Below are 16,250 nucleotides of genomic sequence, written 5' to 3' on the forward strand. Positions count from 1 at the left end.
GGGCTTCAGTGACCGGGCACGTAACCACGCGTCTTGTCGACCACGTTCAGCAGAGACCTGCCCGCCGCCCACCGCTCGTACAACTCCACGAACTGCGCGCCCAGTTCGTCCCGCCAGCCGACCGTGTCGCCGCTCATGTGCGGGGACACGATCAGCCCTGGCACCTCCCACAACGGGCTGCTCCCGGGCAGCGGTTCCGTCGCGAACACGTCCAGGGCCGCGCCCGCGATCCAGCGCCGGCTCAGCGCCCCGGCCAGGGCCTCCTCGTCGACCAGACCGCCCCGGCCGACGTTCACGAAGAACGCCGAGGGCTGCATCACGCCGAACCGGTGCGTGTCGAACATGCGGTACGTCCGCTCGGTCAGCGGCGCCGCCGCGATCACCCAGTCCGCGCGGGACATCAGCCGGTCCAGGTCGTCCGGGCCGTACACGCCCGTCCGCGGCACCCGCCCGACCAGCGCCGTCGTCACGCCGAGCGCCTTCAGCACGCGGACGATCGCCCGGCCGATCGGGCCCGTGCCGACCACGCACGCGCGCGTGCCCGCCACCCGCCGGGCCTCCCGGTGCCGCCAGGTCCGCTCCCGCTGGTACTCCAGGGTGCGCGGCAGATCCTTGGCGACCGCCAGCACCAGCGCGGCCACGTACTCCGCGATCGGCTGGTCGAAGATCCCGCGCGCATTGGTCACCACCGTGTCCGAGGCGGCCAGCTCGGGGCAGAGCAGATGGTCCACGCCCGCGCTCGCCGTGTGCACCCAGCGCGGCCGGGGCCCCTCCCCGGGCCACGCCTCCCGCACCGCGTACGAGGTGAAGTCCCACACCAGCAGCACGTCCGCGCCGGGCAGCCGCTCGGCCAGCCCCGCCTCGTCCGTGTGCACGATCCGGGCGCGGCCGGTGAGGCGGCCGAGGCGCGGCGGCGGATCGGCCTCGAGGACCAGAACGGTGGGGACGGACGGCGTCATGCGGGGCGGCTCCCGGCGTCTGACATGCGCGGACAATGCGCGGATTGACCACGCTCGCACCCGAACCTACCTTCGTCAACACGGGCGTACTCGCCATCCCTTGCCCCTCTTCTTCGTTCCCGCGTTCGTTCCCGCGTGAGGCGGTGCCGGCCATGGACGTCTCCTTTCTCGGCGGACCCCGCCCACAGCGCGGTGTCGGGGTGGTCGCCCCTTTTGACTTCGCCCTCGACCGGGAGCTGTGGCGCTGGGTGCCCGACGAGGTCTCGCTGCATCTGACCCGGACCCCGTTCGTGCCGGTCGAGGTGAGCCTCGACCTGGCCCGGCTGGTCAGCGAGCACGAGACCCTCGGCGAAGCGGTCCGCGCCCTGACCGCCGTGTCCCCCGAGGTCGTCGCCTACGCCTGCACCTCCGGCAGCTTCGTCGGCGGGATCGCCGGAGAGCGGGCCATGTGCGCGGCGATGACCGGGGCCGGCGCGCTGCCCGCGCTGACCACCTCCGGGGCCCTGCTGGAGGCGCTGACGGATCTGGGCGCCCGACGGGTCGCGCTGGTCACGCCGTACACCGGGTCCGTGACCCGGGCGCTGGAGGAGTACGTCGCCGAGGCCGGCGTCCGGATCACCGGGTGCTCCTACATGGGGCTGACCCGGCACATCTGGCGGGTGCCGTACCGGGACGTCGTCGCCATCGCGCGCCGCGCCGCCCGCCCGGGCTCCGCCGACGCCCTCTTCCTCTCCTGCACCAACCTGCCCACCTACGACGTCATCCCCCAGCTGGAGGCGGAGCTGCGGATGCCCGTCCTGTCGGCCAACCAGGTCACGATGTGGGCGGCACTGCGCCGACTGGGTACCCGAGCCGTGGGGCCCTACCAGGCGCTGCTGGACACCGCCGCCCGCGTATGGCCCGTACTGCCGGAAGAACAGCAGGAAGGCTGGACATGACCGCACTCGGACTCCTCTACCCGGGCCACGCCGCCGAGGACGACTACCCACGCATCGAGCAGCTCCTGGGCAGCGACATCCGGGTGGACCTGTTCCACACCGACATCGGCGAGGACGCGCACCGGGTGGACGCCCTGCGCGAGATGGGCTCCGCCGAACGGCTCGCCGCGGGCGTGGAGGGCCTGCGCCTGGCCGGCGCCGAGACGGTGGTGTGGGCCTGCACCAGCGGCAGCTTCGTGTACGGCTGGGAGGGCGCCCAGGAGCAGGTCCGCACCCTCGCCCGGCTGGCCGGCATGCCCGCCTCCTCCACCTCCTTCGCCTTCGTCCACGCGGCCCGGGAGCTGGGCCTGCGCCGGGTCGCCGTCGGCGCGACCTACCCGGAGGACGTCGCCCGACTGTTCGCGGACTTCCTGCGGGCCGGCGGCCTGGAGGTGACCGGCACACGCTCCTCGGGGATCATCACGGCGGCGGAGGTCGGCACGTGGGGCGAGGAGGACGTGCTCACGCTGGCGCGCGCCGCGGACTCCGCCGACGCGGAGGCGGTGCTGCTCCCGGACACGGCACTGCACACGGCCGCGTACCTCGGCCTCCTGGAGAAGTCCCTGTCCAAGCCGGTCCTCACCGCCAACCAGGTCACGGTCTGGGAGGGCCTGAGGCTCGCCGACCGCCGGGTGAACGCCCCGGCACTGGGCATCTTGTTCACCCGGGAGCCGCTGGTGCAGGTGTGACTCCTGGGGTCTTCGAGCGGCGGTCGTCGGGGCCTCTTGCGCGGGCGCGGGACAATGGACGGTGGCCCACCTGAAGGCGGTGCCGGTGAACCGTACGAGCGAGGAGACAAGACATGGCGGAGCCCACGCCGCGTCGTAACGAACCGCGGCTACGCCCCGCGCCCCTGATCTTCGAGCCCGCGGAGGCGGCCTCCGATCCCGAGCACTTCTTCGACCTGGAGTCGATCGAGGATCCGCGGGCGCTGCTGGCCCGGGCGACGGAGCTGACCCAGGCGTTCCGCGCGGCTGCCGACCGGGCCATGGAGTTCCAGGCCATCGCGGCGGCCCAGCTCGCCGACCCGCGCCGGTTCGACCGGCTGACCCCGGCGGACATCGGCGAGCAGGCGGAGTGGACCGAGGACTACGCGAAGAAGATGGTCGAGTTCGGGCGGGGCCTGATGCGGGGCGAGGGCGACGCGCTGACGCCCGCCGAGCCGCTGTAGCGGCGGCCTCCGCCGCACTGGCCGGCTTTCGCCGCAGCGGCCCGGCGGCATATGCCAGGCGGGCAAGATACTCCTCCCCGCCCGCCGCTGTCCCGGCTTTCGGCAACTCAGGAGAACGCTCCGCTCACCGCCTGTACATGTAGGTGGCATGAGCAGCGCACCGAACGTCACCCGTGTCAGCACCGACGGCGTCGCCTGGCTCGCCTCGGCGGGAACGTGTCCCCGGAGCACCCGGGCCCTGTGGGACGAGCGCCCGGACGCCCCGGTCGTCCTGCCCTGCGGCACCGTCTTCGACGTGGTGAGCGCCCCGGCGATCTTCGGGCGCCGCATGCTGGACCGGCTGTGGGACGAGGGGGCGGGCTCGGGTCCGGTCGCGGTGTTCCGGGGCCGGATGCTGCTGTTCACCGCCCCGGGCACGGCCCAGCGGCTGCCCTCGCTGCTGGCCTGGGAGGAGTGGGGGTCCCAGCGGGCGCAGGAGGTACCGCCGCTGCTGTGCCACGGCACCGGCGACGCCGTGACCGTCCCGCCGCTGACCTGCGGCGACGCCTCCGGCGCGGCCCGCTGGCTGGTCGCCCCCGACGCCCGGCACCCCTGGCTGCCCGGCCCCGAGGTCGTGCTGTGGGCCGCCGTACGAGCCGCCCGGGCCGCCGTACGGATATCGATTTCTCCTCCCCCCGACCAGGATGCTAAGGTCTACGACGTCAGCAGGCGCCGCTAGCTCAGTTGGTTAGAGCAGCTGACTCTTAATCAGCGGGTCCGGGGTTCGAGTCCCTGGCGGCGCACGCGAAAGAAACGGCGGGTTCGGTTCGAAAGAATCGAGCCCGCCGTTTCGTATACATGCGGCTGTAAACGACTCCTGTGCGTTCAGTCCCGCACCCCCGGCGTGATCTTCACCGTCCACGCCCCCGACGCCGTTCTTCCCTCCGCCTCGATCTTCACGCCCTCGCCGGGCACGGTGAAGCTCTCGCCGAGGGCGACCGGGGCGTCGGCCAGGGGTGGGTAGACCGAGTCCTCCCAGCAGGCCTCGGTGCGCGGGTGGGCGTCCACGACCTGGACCGGGCCGCCCCCGGACTCGGCGCCGCCGTGCACGCGGTAGACCAGGATCCCCTGCCGGCAGGACGCGCGGTCGTTGCCGGCCGTGCCGCGCGCCTCGAAGGCGAGGGCGCTGTCCGCGCCGGTGCGCACGACGGCCAGTTTGACGCCGTGGCCGAGGCCGAAGGCGGGGGCGCCGCCCGCGCCCCGCACCGTGACGCCCGGCCCGGCGGCGAGGGGCTCCAGGGTGAGACGGGACGGTGTGGCCCCGCGCACGCACACCACCTGGCGCGGATCCAGCCAGCCGAGCCGCCACTTGTGCCAGCCGAACAGGTCCGGGGACAGCCCGAACTGGCTGCCCATCAGGTCCCAGTCGCCGACGTACGTGTCCCAGTCGCCCTTGCCGTCGACCGGCCGGTGGTACAGGTCGGGCAGGTCGAACACATGGCCGGTCTCATGGGCGAGGACGAGACGGTCCGGGGGATGGTGCTCGAACACGGTGACGACCCGGCGGACGTCCGTGCCGTCCACGTGCAGGGGTGTGTCGAGGTTGACGACCTTCGTGGCGTCCGAGTCGACACCGGGCGCGTCCGGGTCGGCGACGAGGTACACCACCGGATAGCGCGAGAAGTCGACCTCCTTGTCCGCCACGGCGAACGCATCCCGCAGATAGGCGGCCCGGTCCTCGGTGCTCCAGTCCCGCCGCATGGCGTACGCCGTGGACGGGCGCGGCATGCGCAGCCAGTGCTCCAGCGGGTGCGGGCGCAGGGTGAACCTGCCGTACGAGGACTGCTCGTAGAAGCGGCTGGTGGCCGGGAAGTGGTCGGCCGTCAGCTCGGCCGGGGTGGTGCGCGGGGTGGCGTCCGGGAAGGAGAGGAAGACCAGCGCGGCGTCGAGCGTGCCGGTCGGGCGGGTGTAGTCGGGGTTCCAGGTGTCCACGCCTTCCGAGTGATGGGCGTCGGTGCGCTGCAGGGCGCAGGGGGCCGTCGAGAAGGGCTCGGCGACCGACGGGCCGGTGAGGATCGAGGTCGCGGCGAGCGCCGACATCGTGGTGAACACGGCGGCGGTGCTGCGCAGCTTGGGCACGGACATGACCTCCGGATGCGGTTCGCGGGACCGCACCCAGATTGCTGGTATTCGATGCGTTTTGGCCTGTTTATCTGCACCAGAAGGGTGAGCGCGCCCCCATTGGGCGCCGGCGCACCACGGCGCTCGACACCCCGTAACACTCACGGAACGTCACAACTGGTCGGCGGGCCCAATAACCCGTCCAGGTGCGGGCAGAAACGATCTGTCAGAACCTGTGGTCAGTCCTGGACACTGGAGAGTGGCTGGAAGGGCCCGGGGCCAGCCTCTATGATCGGCACACTTTCCGGCACGGACAGCGATCGAGTGCACTGCGGGAGCGAGCGGTGAGCGGAACGTCCGAAGGGCCGACGCCCGCGGCAGACCTCGACCGGTCAGCCGTCACAGACAGTCACCAGACCACCTACCACCGTGTCTTCGCGACCGCCCCGCTCGCCATGGCGGTCGTGGCCCCCGACGGACTCGTCGTCAGCGCCAACACCGCACTCGGCGAAGTCCTCGGCACCGATCCGGACACACTCCCCGGGCGGGTCGCCGCCGACCTGGTGGACCTCGCCTCGGACGCCCGCAGCTGGCACGCCTACCGCGAGGTGCTGCGCGGCCGGCAGGCCCGCCTGCGCTGCACCCGCCGGCTGAAGCACCCCGAGGGGCACTCGGTGTGGGTGCAGATCACCGTCGCGCCCCTGACCAGCGAGGAGCCCGGCGTGCTGATGTCGGTCGCCGACATCAGCGCCCGCCGTGAACTCCAGGCGCGGCTGCGGCACTTGCAGATGCACGACCCGGTGACCCGGCTGCCCAACCGCACGCTGTTCTTCGAGCGGCTGACGGCCGCGCTGGAGGCGGAGTCGTACGAGCAGAGCGGCACCGGCCGGATCGGCCTGTGCTACCTCGACCTCGACGGCTTCAAGGCCGTCAACGACACCCTCGGCCACCGCTTCGGCGACCGGCTCCTCGCGGCCGTGGCCGAACGCCTGACCCTGGTCGCCGACGAGACCGGGTACGCCCGCGCCGCGACGCCCCTGGTGGCCCGGCTCGGCGGCGACGAGTTCGCGCTGCTGGTGGAGGACTCCACCGGCACCGAACAGCTCGCCGATCTCGCCGAGTCCGCGCTGAAGGCGCTGGAGGAACCCTTCGACCTGGCCGGTCAGCGGCTGTCGTTGACCGCGTCCATCGGCGTCGTCGAACGGCACGCGGCCGGTACGACGGCCACAGGTCTGATGCAGGCGGCCGACACGACCTTGTACTGGGCGAAGGCCGACGGCAAGGCCCGCTGGACGCTGTTCGACCCCGAGCGCAACGCCCACCGGATGACCCGTCAGGCCCTGTCGTCCACTCTGCGCCCGGCCATCGACCGCGGCGAATTCGCGCTCGAATACCAGCCGTTGGTCGGCATGGAGGACGGACGGCTCAGCGGGGTCGAGGCGTTGATCCGCTGGAATCATCCTCAGTTCGGCACACTGACGCCGAATCGGTTCATCGGATTGGCCGAGGAGGACGGCTCGATCGTGCAGCTCGGCCGCTGGGCGCTCGCCACCGCCTGCCGGCAGGCCCGCCGCTGGCAGCTGGACCACCCCGGCGAACCGCCCATCTTCGTCAGCGTGAACGTGGCCGTACGCCAGGTGTGGGACTCCGACCTGGTGGCCGACGTGGCGGAGATCCTCGCCGAGACCGGGCTCGCCCCGCACCTGCTCCAGCTGGAGCTGACCGAGTCGGCGGTGATGGGCTCGGCCGGCCGGCCCCTCCAGGCGCTCCAGGCGCTCAGCGACATGGGGGTGCGCATCGCCATCGACGACTTCGGCACCGGCTACTCCAACCTCGCCTACCTCAGCCGCCTGCCGGTGTCGGTCCTGAAGCTGGACGGCTCCTTCGTGCGCGGCTTCCAGTACGAGGGCGACAAGAAGGCGATCGCCCCCAACCCGGCCGACGAGGTCATCGTGGAGGCGATGATCCAGCTCGCCCACCGGCTCGGTCTGACGGTCACCGCGGAGTGCGTGGAGACCTCGGCCCAGGCCGTCCGGCTGCGCCGGATCGGCTGCGACACCGGACAGGGCTGGCTCTACTCCCGCCCGGTGTCGCCGGATCGTATCTCCGAGCTGCTGGGGGAGCAGACCTACGCGGTCGGCAACCCGTAGGCGTCCGCGATCAGCTCAAAGGAACGCAGCCGCAGTTCGCCGCGGTGCGCGTGCGAGGTGAGCATCAGCTCGTCCGCACCGGTGCGCTTGTGCAGGTCGTCCAGGCCGGAGCGGACCTGGTCGGCCGTGCCGTGCACCAGGTTCGCCGTCCAGGAGGTGACGAACTCCTCCTCCATGGGGCTGAACTCGTACTTCTCGACCTCCTCCGGGTCGGGGAACAGGCCGGGGCGGCCGGTGCGCAGCCGGAGCATGTTCAGCGCCACCGCCCGGGCCTGCCGGCGGGCCTCCCGCTCGTCGTCCGTGGCGATCGCGGAGACGCCGATGAGGGCGTACGGCTCGGCCAGGACCGCCGACGGCCGGAAGGTCTGCCGGTACAGGTCCAGGGCCGGGATGGTGTTCTGCGCGGAGAAGTGGTGCGCGAAGGCGAACGGCAGTCCGAGCATGCCGGCCAGCCGGGCGCTGAAGCCGGAGGAGCCGAGCAGCCAGATCGGCGGGCGGTGCGGGGACTGGACCCCGCCGGCGGCGGTCCCCTGGACGGGGCCGGGGATCGCGTGGATACGGCCGTACGGGTGCCCGTCGGGGAAGCTGTCGTCCAGGAACCGGGTCAGCTCCGTGAGCTGCTGCGGGAAGTCGTCGGCGCCCTCGTTGAGCGTGTCGGTACGGCGCAGGGCCGCGGCGGTGGCCCCGTCGGTGCCCGGCGCCCGGCCGAGGCCCAGGTCGATCCGCCCCGGAGCCATCGCCTCCAGCGTCCCGAACTGCTCGGCGATGACGAGCGGGGCGTGGTTGGGCAGCATCACGCCGCCCGACCCGAGCCGGATCCGCTCGGTGTGGGCGGCGAGGTGGGCGAGGATCACGGCGGGCGAGGAGGAGGCCACGCCGGGCATGGAGTGATGCTCGGCGACCCAGTACCGGTGGAAGCCGCGGGACTCCGCGAGCCGGGCGAGCGCGACGCTGGTGCGCAGCGCGTCGCCGGCGGTACTGCCCGCGCCGACGGTCACCAGGTCCAGTACGGAGAGAGGGGCGGGGGCGGTTCCGCGCGTGGTGCCCCGGATCTCGTCTGCCTCGTCTGCCGACACGGTGTGGCCTCCTGTTACGAACGTGAACGGTCCTCCGCGCACTAACAGGAGAAGGTCTCCGCTTATTCCGGGCGCCCCGCACGACTCACGGCCGCCAGCTCACCCAGTGTTCCGCGAGGTGGGCCAGTACGGCGTGGTTCGCCTCCCAGCCGTCCGGGCTGTGTCCATCGGCCGCCTCCGGCGGCGTGCCGGACTCCGTCCGGCGGAGGGGTGGCGTGGGACCCAGTGGTGTGGTCCGGTCGGCGTGGGCCCGCTCACGGCCGCCAGCTCACCCGGTGTTCCGCGAGACGGGCCAGCACCGCGTGGTTCGCCTCCCAACCATCCGGAAACTTCACCAGCGTGCCCAGCTGGACCGGTTCCGTGGAGGGGTAGTCGTCCAGGAGGTCGGAGACGCCGGCGCGGCAGATCACGATGCAGGCGTGGCGGTGCCGGGAGGCCAGGACGCACAGGCGGCCGGTCTCCAGGTGGAAGGCGGTGGCGTCGGGGCGGCCGGAGAGAGGGTGCAGGACGACCGTGATGTCGTACTCGCGGCCCTGGAGGCGGTTCGCCGTGTCGACCGTGACGTCCGGGACGCCCAGGTCGGCCAGGGCCGCGCGGACCGCCGCCGCCTGGTCGCGGTGGGCCGTGCCCACGGCGATGCGGTCGGCGGTGACAGGGGCGGGCCGGTCCGGTGCGCGCTCCGACACGGCCGCGCCGCCTCGGTCCAGGAGGCGGCGGACCACCGTGGCCACCGCCCGGACCGCCTCCGGGTCCGTGCGCGGGGTGTGCCGGGCGGGCAGTTCCAGCAGGCCCCAGCCGGACTCCGCGGCCTCGTCGATCACCCGGTCGGGACCGGAGCCGTCGGAGGGGACCGCGAAGGTCAGGTGGCGGTCGCCGTGGTCCGTGCCGCTGCGGAACGGCGTGTACGGGTAGAACGCGTTCGAGACCAGCGGGGCCGCCGAGGCCGGCAGGCGCCAGGAGACCGGGAGGCGGTGCTGGGGGAGGTCCGGGTTGTGGGCCAGCAGGGTGGTGACCGCGGAGGCCGAGGGGTCGTACGACAGGCCCGCCCACTGCTCGCTGCCGACGATCGCGAACGGGTCCAGCTGGCCGGGGTCGCCCACGAACAGCGCCCGCTCGAACAGGCCCGCCACGGCGAGCAGGGAGTCCGAGCGCATCTGGTACGCCTCGTCCACGATCGCGTGCCGCCACGGCTCGTCGACCTTCACATGCGCCCACTTCGCGGCCGTGGAGAGGACCACCGGGAGGCCGTTCAGCTCGGTCGCCTTCGCCGAGGTGCGGACCTGCGGCAGGGCGTCCAGCGCCTTGTCGTACGCGTCGGCGTCGCTGCTGTGCAGCCGGCCGACAGGCAGGTCCGGGTTCTTCTCGGCGAGGCGCAGGACCAGGTCGTCGACCTGGGCGTTCGTCTGAGCCACCACCATCAGCGGGCGTCCCGCGTCGGCGAGTTCGAGGGCCGCGCGGACCACCAGCGTCGACTTGCCGGCGCCCGGCGGCGAGTCCACCACCACGCCCCGCTCGGTGCCGTGCAGCGTGTCGTGGAGGATCGCGTCGGTGGCGCGGGCGGCCGCGGCTCCGGGATCGAAGTCGACGGTCGTCACAGCACGTCCTCCTCGGTCACGGTGTCGGGGGCCTCCGGCGCGGGCTCGCCCGGCGGCCCGCCGTGCGTCCACGGGGTCTCCTCCGCGTCGGGCAGCTTCGCGCCACCGCGCTGCTCGTGCTCGAACAGCGTGAAGCAGACCCGGTCGCCCTTCTCCGGCACGGACCCGGGCTCGGGCTCCTTGCCGCGGCCCATCCTGTCCAGGATGCGGAGGACCAGCACACCGTCGGCTTCCTGACCGACGAACTCCGCCGACTGGGGCTTGCCGCCCAGCGAGCGGTACACCTTCGCGCGCTCCGCCAGATGCGGCCCGTCCTCCGTACGGACCGTCACCAGCGGGCGCGGGCTCGGCCGCTTGCCCTCGCTGTACGCCATCACGACCTCGGTCACCTCGCCCGCGAACGCCTCGCCGGCCAGCCGCCGCCCCGCCATCACCAGCGGATCGTCCAGCGCCTCCTGCGCCTCCAGCCGGGCCTGCTCACGCTCGCGCGTGGCCAGCTTGTTCGCCGCCGTCACCGCGTCGTCCCGGCGCGGCTGCGGGGGCTCGCCGGCCAGCACCCGGTCCCGGTGCCCGGTGAAGGACCAGCGGTCCCGGGTCCAGCGGCCGTCCACGTGCGCGCCCGCCGGCAGCGCCCGCAGCAGGTCCAGGCCCCGCCACACCGCGTCCCAGGTGGGCCGGGTACGGCTCTCGACCAGGTCGCGGACGTCCCGCTCGGCCGCGGTGAGCGCGGCCAGCCGGTCGTCGGCCTCCAGCGGGTCCTCGGCGGCGGCCAGGGCCGTACGCGCGCGGTCGTAGCGCTCGATCGCCGGGGCCAGCAGCTTGTTGTCGAACGCCGGGTCGGTGGCTGGGCCGGCCGGCGGGCACAGCAGCTGGCCGTCGGCGTCCCTGGCGAGTTCGGCCCGGCGGGCGGCCTCGGCGCCGGTCAGGCCCTGAGGGGGGTCGATCCAGGCGAGCAGCGCGCCCAGGTGCTCGTCCTCCAGGCCGGACTGGCCGGTCGCCCAGTGCCGGGACAGCACGTCGGTCAGGGCGAGCAGCAGCGAGGAACCGGGCACCCGGGCCCGCTCGCCGTAGTGGGTCAGCCAGCGGCCGAGCAGCGGCACCCGGGGCGGCGCCGGGTAGGGCGCCTCCGGATCCTGCTCGGCGGTGCGCCGGAACCGCATCGAACGGCCCAGCAGCCGTACGAAGTCCAGGCCCGTGCGGCTCGGCAGGATCAGCTGGGGCGCGTCCGCGCACAGCTCGGCCTCCACCTTGACCCGCTTGCCGGTCTCCGGGTCGGTCTCGGTGCGCTCGGCCGCCTCCACGGACTCCGCGTAGGAGTCGATGTACGGCAGGACGACGTCGGCCAGGTCGGCGAGGAACGTGAAGCGCAGATCGCGGTCGCGGGGCTGCGGCACGACCAGCAGCCGGGGCGCGTCCCGGTCGGTGCCGACCAGCGCGCCGAGCGGGGCGCCGGTCTCGCCGGCCGTGGTGAGCGGCACGAACACCAGCGGGTGCTCGGACAGATGCCGGTGCCGGACGGTCGCGGTCGGCTGCGCCCTGCCGCTGTCGACGGCTTCCAGCCGGGCGAGGGTGGTGATCAGGGACACGGGACCGCCTCCCGGGCCGCCTGGAGGGCTTCCGCGCGCAGGGCCGCCGCCCGGCGCAGCGCGGCCACCGCCGGGTCGTCCGGGTCACCGGTCTCGCCGCGGGCCGCCGCGAGGACATCCGCGACGGTGGTCAGGCCGCCCAGTTCGGCCCGCAGGGGCCGGCCGAGGCGGGTGACCGCGCCGGCCGCGCGGGCGCGGTCCCGGCAGTGGAAGGCCAGTTCGCAGGCGGACAGGCACTCCGGCGCGTACGTCGCCGGCACCGCCTCCACGGCCGCCGTCAGCTCCTCGGCGGGCCGGTCGGGCGCGAAGCACGTGCCCTCGGGCAGCGCGCCGGCGATCTCCTCGATACGGGTGAGCCGGGCGAGCTGGCGCGCGGTGACCGCACGCTGCTTGCGGACGTCCACGGCGGAGCCCGCGGGCAGGTTGGAGAAGTCCTTCGGGCAGACCAGCAGCACCCGGTGGTGCACGCGCGGGACGGGGTGGAGACGGGCGGCGACCTCCTCCAGAGCGAGCACGTACACCGCCGCCTGACGGGCCGCCGCGCCCACCTTCGCCGGGTCCGCGGAACCGTCCACCATCGGGAAGGACTTGATCTCCACCACGGACCAGCTGCCGTCCGGGTGCACCACCACCGCGTCCGGCTCCAGGAAGGCGAGCGAACCCGCCACGTCCAGGGCGAGCATCGGATGGTCCAGCAGGGTCCAGCCGCCGGACCCGGTGGCCTCGCGCAGCGCCAGCGCCGTACGGGCCGTACGACCCTCGGGGCCGTGCGCGGTCAGGTCGGGTACGGCCGCCGCGGCGGGCGGTTCGGCGGCCGGGTCGAGCCGGGCGTGCACCAGCCGCAGCAGCTCCGCGCCGCCGTCCGCCTTCACCCGCGCCTCGAACGCGTTGCCCCGGGTCAGCGCGAACTGGGACTGCCCGAAGCCGGACGGCGCGCCCAGCGCGGTCGCCAGCCGGGCCTTGTCCACCCCGGCGCCGTCCAGGACCGCCCGCCGGGCGCACCCGGGGTTGGCCGCGAGCGCCGCGAGGGCGCGCGCGTCCAGGGCCTTGGCCGGTACGTCCGGACCGCGCAGCTCAGCGAGCCGGTGCCGGAGCCCCGTCTCCCGCGTCGGTGGGGGAGGCGTCCGGTCCGGCCGCGGGGTCGAACTGTGACGCGCGCTGCCGTGGAATTCGCTCACCCGCCGAAGTCTGGCATCCGGCACTGACAATCGGGGAACCGGTGCCTTCCGTGACCGGTGTGCCACGGCGGAACAGCCGGGCCCGGACCAGGTCCAGGACCCGCATGACGCGCGGGGCCAGCAGCAGGCCGACGCCCATCACGGCGGCGCCCGCGACCGCGTCCAGGAAGTAGTGGTTGGCGGTGCCCATGACCACGATCGCGGTCAGCAGCGGGTAGGCGACACCGAAGACCTTCGCCAGGCGGGTGCCGCCGTACCGCCAGATCATGACACCGCACCAGAGCGCCCAGCCCACGTGCAGGCTCGGCATCGCCGCGTACTGGTTGGTCATGCCGCCCATGCCGCGCGGGGCACTGGCCTCGCCGCCCCACCAGCCGTACGAGCTGTACTGCGCCATCGTGTCCACGAAGCCGTGGCCGGCGGAGAGCAGCCGGGGCGGGCAGGTCGGCAGCAGGGTGAAGCCGATCAGCCCCATGAACGTGGACGTCATCAGCCAGGTGCGGGCCGCGCGGTAGTGCCGGGCACGCGCGCGGAACAGCCAGATCAGGACGGCGGGCGTGACCAGGTAGTGCAGCGAGGCGTACCAGAAGTCGGCCGGCACCCCGAGCCACGCCTCCCGCGTGAACAGCCGGTTCAGCGGGTTCTCGGCGTTGAGGTACAGGGCCTTCTCGATACGCAGGATGGCCAGGCCGTGGTCGACGGCGCTGGTGACGTCACCGCGCGCGAGGAGCCGGCCGGCCGAGTAGCAGCCGTAGACCAGCAGGATCAGCGGCAGCTCGGTCCACCAGCGCAGCCGGGATCGTGGGGCCCCCTCGGTGCCCGGTGTCTCGGTCTGCGCCATCCGATCGCCCTCCCCCTTCTGCCGTGTGTGCGCCCTGGCGGGCGACCGTGCCACTTTACGGTGTCCCTACGTCGCCCATGAGGGGCACTCCGGTCATGACCCGGCGCGGCGTTCAGACCTCGAAGACGCCGAGAGCGCCCGGCGGGTTGCCTCGGCAGGGGGTGCGGGATGATGGAGGGACCGAATCCACCCGTTGTTCATCCCTGTGTCGTCCGTGGCGCCCGTGCGGGTCCGTGGGGCGTCACGCTTCCGGAGAGGTCACTCATGGCACCGCGCATCCTGCTGGCCCGGCACGGACAGACGGCTTGGTCGCTGTCCGGCAAGCACACCGGCAGGACCGATGTGCCGCTGCTGGAGGAGGGCCGGCGCGGGGCCAAGCTGCTCGGCGAGCGGCTGCACCGCGCTCCGCTGGACGGGCTGGCGGGCGTGGAGGTGCGGACCAGCCCGCTGTCACGCGCGCGTGAGACGTGCGAACTGGCCGGCTTCGGCGACCGTGCCACGGCGTGGGACACGCTCATGGAGTGGGACTACGGCGCCTACGAGGGGATGACCCCGGCCGAGATCCACGCGGTCCGGCCGGGCTGGCTGATCTGGCGGGACGGCGTCCCGGAGGGCGAGACCCGTGCCGAGGTCACCGCGCGCGCGGACGAGGTGGTGTCCTGGGCGCGCTCGGCCGACCGTGATGTGCTGGTCTTCGCCCATGGGCACATCCTGCGGTCCATCGGCGCGCGGTGGCTGGGGCTGCCGCTGGACTTCGCGGCCCGGATACGCCTGAATCCGACCTCGCTGTCCGTCCTGGGCTGGGCCTACGGCGAACCGGCGATCGAGAGCTGGAACGACACGGGTCACCTGGCCGTTTGACGGGCTGCCGCCGGCGCGGGGAACTGCGCGATCAGCCCCCACCGGCCCGCGTACCGACGACTTCGGAGCCCCCCCGCCCCGAACCGTCCCTACACCCGCCGGGGCAACGACGCATGGCGGTCCAGGAAGTCCGACACCCCCGAAGCCCGCCGGTGCGGCAGCAGCACGCGTGCCGTACCCGCGAGCATCGTCTGGATGCGGGAGGACTGGACCTGGTCCAAGAGCGACAGCACCCGCAACCCCGCCGCCGCCGCCTCGTCGGGACGACCCTCGCGGGCGAGGTCGTCGGCCAGCTCCGCGGTGTAGAGCGCGATGTTGCGCGTGAAGTGCGGATCCTGCAGATGCGCCGCCCGCCGCGCGTGCCGGGACGCCCGCCGCCAGTCGCCCAGCGTGGACCAGCACTGCGCCTCCAGACCCTCCAGCTCGGCCTCGCCGTAGAAGCTCATCCACTCGGGGTCGGCGTCCGAGCGGCCCCGCTCGAAGAGGGCGTGCGCGCGGGCCAGCGCCTGCTCGCAGCCGGTGCGGTCGGCGAGCCCCGCCCAGCCGCCCGCCTCGCGCAGCGCCAGCAGGGACATCAGCCGGGCGGAGCCGAGCGGCTGGGCGGCGCGCTGCGCGGCCTGCGCGGCCCGGACCGCCTCCCGGGGGCGGCCCGCGTCCCGGGCGAGGAACGCGGTGTTGCAGAAGGCGTGCGCCTCAAGGCCCGGGTCCCCGGTCATCCGGGCGGTGGCCAGCGCCTCCGCGTAGTGCGAGCGCGCGTCGTCGAAGCGGCCGGAGTCGTGGGCCAGCCAGCCGACGGAGATGGCGAGTTCCCCGGCGCCCGCGTGCAGCCGGTCGGCGGTGGTCTGCCGGGTCGCGCCGGCGTCGAGCAGCGCGTACGCCGCCCGCAGCGGGGCCGCCGCGCGCCGGTAGAGGCCGTCCGCGCCGTGCCGGTCGTCGAGCAGGCGGATGCGACGGACGGCCTCCTCCAGCGCCGTCGCCTCGGGGGATCCGGCGTGCCGCAGCGGGCGTCCCGCCGCCGCGGCACCGGTGGTGAGCCCCAGCGGGGCCAGTGTGGCGGCGGCCACCGTGGCGCCTCCGCCGGTCATGAATGCGCGACGCAGCACGTCGCTCTCCTCGTGGTTCCGGGGGTCTTTCTCAGGGGGGTCCTGCGAGTCATACGGCTCGAAGGTTCCGCGTGACTCACCGGGCGCCGCCTCGGGGGCGAGCCCCTCCTCCGGCGCATCCACGGCCGTACGCGCCGCGCGCCCGCGGACGGACGAGCGCGGCGCGAAGCCGAGGTCGGTGAGCGTGCGGCCGGGGAACATGTGCAGGAACACCCGTTCGTACGCGTAGTTGGGGCAGCGGATCTCGCCCGCCTCGACCCTGCCGATATAACGCGCGTCACAGCACACCCGCTCACCGATCTCGCGGGCGGCCCGCCGCACCAGTGCCGCGAACTCGGCCGGTGAGCGCCGGCCGCGCAGCTGCCGGAAGGCGAGGTTCGGCCGCGGTGGCCGTTCGGGCTGTGACGAGGTCACCGTTGACGACGCCATGGCCGGGTCCTCTCGTGCGAACCGTCGAACCATGCCGGGGCCGGGGCGATTTCGCACGAGTTGCCCGTGTGACGCCCTGGTTCCGGCGGGCATGAACGTACCTGCTGTGAAGGACCCGCCACGCGGTGTTTGGCTACAAACCGGATATCTCATCCAAGATCTGCCATGAAGTGCCATCCTTTGCGGCGCACTTGTGCCGTAGCCGTTGACGGACTGACGCGTTG

At 73.6% G+C, this 16,250-nt stretch carries 14 protein-coding genes and 1 tRNA gene; 7 read left to right on the top strand and 8 right to left on the bottom strand.

Annotation, left to right across the window (positions count from 1 at the left end; translation table 11 throughout):
- Positions 1 to 5 precede the first annotated feature (5 nt).
- Complete coding sequence (locus ABZ937_RS09970) at positions 6 to 959, bottom strand: D-2-hydroxyacid dehydrogenase (RefSeq protein ID WP_361688313.1); 954 nt, start codon at positions 957 to 959, stop codon at positions 6 to 8.
- A 152-nt stretch (positions 960 to 1,111) separates the two neighbouring features.
- On the opposite strand from ABZ937_RS09970, the gene ABZ937_RS09975 reads away from it, so the two are divergent.
- The 5 genes from ABZ937_RS09975 to ABZ937_RS09995 all read left to right on the top strand — a co-directional run bounded on the left by ABZ937_RS09975 (position 1,112) and on the right by ABZ937_RS09995 (position 3,889).
- Positions 1,112 to 1,897, top strand: a complete 786-nt coding sequence (locus ABZ937_RS09975) for a decarboxylase (protein ID WP_361688316.1) — start codon at positions 1,112 to 1,114, stop codon at positions 1,895 to 1,897.
- Positions 1,894 to 2,625, top strand: a complete 732-nt coding sequence (locus ABZ937_RS09980; RefSeq protein ID WP_361688319.1) for a decarboxylase — start codon at positions 1,894 to 1,896, stop codon at positions 2,623 to 2,625. The genes ABZ937_RS09975 and ABZ937_RS09980 overlap by 4 nt, the downstream gene beginning before the upstream one ends.
- A gap of 113 nt (positions 2,626 to 2,738) precedes the next feature.
- Entirely contained in the window at positions 2,739 to 3,107 is a 369-nt protein-coding gene (locus ABZ937_RS09985) for a hypothetical protein (RefSeq protein WP_361688322.1), read from the top strand.
- Positions 3,108 to 3,255: 148 nt separating this feature from the next.
- On the top strand, positions 3,256 to 3,825 hold the full coding sequence (locus tag ABZ937_RS09990) for a bifunctional DNA primase/polymerase (RefSeq protein ID WP_361688325.1): 570 nt from the start codon (positions 3,256 to 3,258) through the stop codon (positions 3,823 to 3,825).
- Positions 3,816 to 3,889 (top strand) — tRNA-Lys (locus tag ABZ937_RS09995). The genes ABZ937_RS09990 and ABZ937_RS09995 overlap by 10 nt, the downstream gene beginning before the upstream one ends.
- 82 nt (positions 3,890 to 3,971) lie before the next feature.
- Here the strand turns inward: ABZ937_RS09995 and ABZ937_RS10000 are convergent.
- Positions 3,972 to 5,231 carry a M6 family metalloprotease domain-containing protein gene (locus tag ABZ937_RS10000; RefSeq protein WP_361688328.1) on the bottom strand — a complete coding sequence of 420 codons (1,260 nt, stop codon included), beginning with the start codon at positions 5,229 to 5,231 and terminating at the stop codon, positions 3,972 to 3,974.
- A 320-nt stretch (positions 5,232 to 5,551) separates the two neighbouring features.
- On the opposite strand from ABZ937_RS10000, the gene ABZ937_RS10005 reads away from it, so the two are divergent.
- The gene (locus tag ABZ937_RS10005) at positions 5,552 to 7,357 is read left to right on the top strand and encodes an EAL domain-containing protein (RefSeq protein ID WP_361688331.1); all 1,806 of its coding nucleotides are present in this window, start codon (positions 5,552 to 5,554) and stop codon (positions 7,355 to 7,357) included.
- On the opposite strand, the gene ABZ937_RS10010 is transcribed toward ABZ937_RS10005, so the two are convergent.
- The 5 genes from ABZ937_RS10010 to ABZ937_RS10030 form a co-directional block, all read right to left on the bottom strand.
- A complete protein-coding gene (locus tag ABZ937_RS10010) occupies positions 7,336 to 8,433 on the bottom strand; it encodes an LLM class flavin-dependent oxidoreductase (protein ID WP_361688334.1) in 1,098 nt (365 codons plus the stop codon). The two genes, ABZ937_RS10005 and ABZ937_RS10010, sit on opposite strands and share 22 nt — an antisense overlap.
- 254 nt (positions 8,434 to 8,687) lie before the next feature.
- Entirely contained in the window at positions 8,688 to 10,028 is a 1,341-nt protein-coding gene (locus ABZ937_RS10015; protein WP_361688337.1) for an AAA family ATPase, read from the bottom strand.
- On the bottom strand, positions 10,025 to 11,614 hold the full coding sequence (locus ABZ937_RS10020) for a hypothetical protein (RefSeq protein ID WP_361688340.1): 1,590 nt from the start codon (positions 11,612 to 11,614) through the stop codon (positions 10,025 to 10,027). The genes ABZ937_RS10015 and ABZ937_RS10020 overlap by 4 nt, the downstream gene beginning before the upstream one ends.
- Positions 11,605 to 12,687 carry a hypothetical protein gene (locus tag ABZ937_RS10025; protein WP_361688604.1) on the bottom strand — a complete coding sequence of 361 codons (1,083 nt, stop codon included), beginning with the start codon at positions 12,685 to 12,687 and terminating at the stop codon, positions 11,605 to 11,607. The genes ABZ937_RS10020 and ABZ937_RS10025 overlap by 10 nt, the downstream gene beginning before the upstream one ends.
- A gap of 1 nt (position 12,688) precedes the next feature.
- The gene (locus tag ABZ937_RS10030; protein ID WP_361688343.1) at positions 12,689 to 13,633 is read right to left on the bottom strand and encodes a phosphatase PAP2 family protein; all 945 of its coding nucleotides are present in this window, start codon (positions 13,631 to 13,633) and stop codon (positions 12,689 to 12,691) included.
- Positions 13,634 to 13,897: 264 nt separating this feature from the next.
- Here ABZ937_RS10030 and ABZ937_RS10035 point away from each other — a divergent pair, with 264 nt between their 5' ends.
- Positions 13,898 to 14,494: a histidine phosphatase family protein gene (locus tag ABZ937_RS10035; RefSeq protein WP_361688346.1), complete on the top strand. Its 597-nt coding sequence runs from the start codon at positions 13,898 to 13,900 to the stop codon at positions 14,492 to 14,494.
- A gap of 89 nt (positions 14,495 to 14,583) precedes the next feature.
- On the opposite strand, the gene ABZ937_RS10040 is transcribed toward ABZ937_RS10035, so the two are convergent.
- A complete protein-coding gene (locus ABZ937_RS10040; RefSeq protein WP_361688349.1) occupies positions 14,584 to 16,026 on the bottom strand; it encodes a hypothetical protein in 1,443 nt (480 codons plus the stop codon).
- Between the last annotated feature and the right edge of the window lie 224 nt (positions 16,027 to 16,250).

The sequence above is a fragment of the Streptomyces sp. NPDC046727 genome, assembly GCF_040645635.1.
GTDB lineage: Bacteria > Actinomycetota > Actinomycetes > Streptomycetales > Streptomycetaceae > Streptomyces.

What these genes read in the sequence shown, in the direction of transcription:
- ABZ937_RS10030 (WP_361688343.1), bottom strand. Translation starts at nt 13,633, where the DNA reads ATGGCGCAGACCGAGACACCGGGCACCGAGGGGGCCCCACGATCCCGG.
- ABZ937_RS09970 (WP_361688313.1), bottom strand. Translation starts at nt 959, where the DNA reads ATGACGCCGTCCGTCCCCACCGTTCTGGTCCTCGAGGCCGATCCGCCG.
- ABZ937_RS09975 (WP_361688316.1), top strand. Translation starts at nt 1,112, where the DNA reads ATGGACGTCTCCTTTCTCGGCGGACCCCGCCCACAGCGCGGTGTCGGG.
- ABZ937_RS10040 (WP_361688349.1), bottom strand. Translation starts at nt 16,026, where the DNA reads ATGGCGTCGTCAACGGTGACCTCGTCACAGCCCGAACGGCCACCGCGG.
- ABZ937_RS10035 (WP_361688346.1), top strand. Translation starts at nt 13,898, where the DNA reads ATGGCACCGCGCATCCTGCTGGCCCGGCACGGACAGACGGCTTGGTCG.
- ABZ937_RS09990 (WP_361688325.1), top strand. Translation starts at nt 3,256, where the DNA reads ATGAGCAGCGCACCGAACGTCACCCGTGTCAGCACCGACGGCGTCGCC.
- ABZ937_RS09980 (WP_361688319.1), top strand. Translation starts at nt 1,894, where the DNA reads ATGACCGCACTCGGACTCCTCTACCCGGGCCACGCCGCCGAGGACGAC.
- ABZ937_RS10000 (WP_361688328.1), bottom strand. Translation starts at nt 5,231, where the DNA reads ATGTCCGTGCCCAAGCTGCGCAGCACCGCCGCCGTGTTCACCACGATG.
- ABZ937_RS09985 (WP_361688322.1), top strand. Translation starts at nt 2,739, where the DNA reads ATGGCGGAGCCCACGCCGCGTCGTAACGAACCGCGGCTACGCCCCGCG.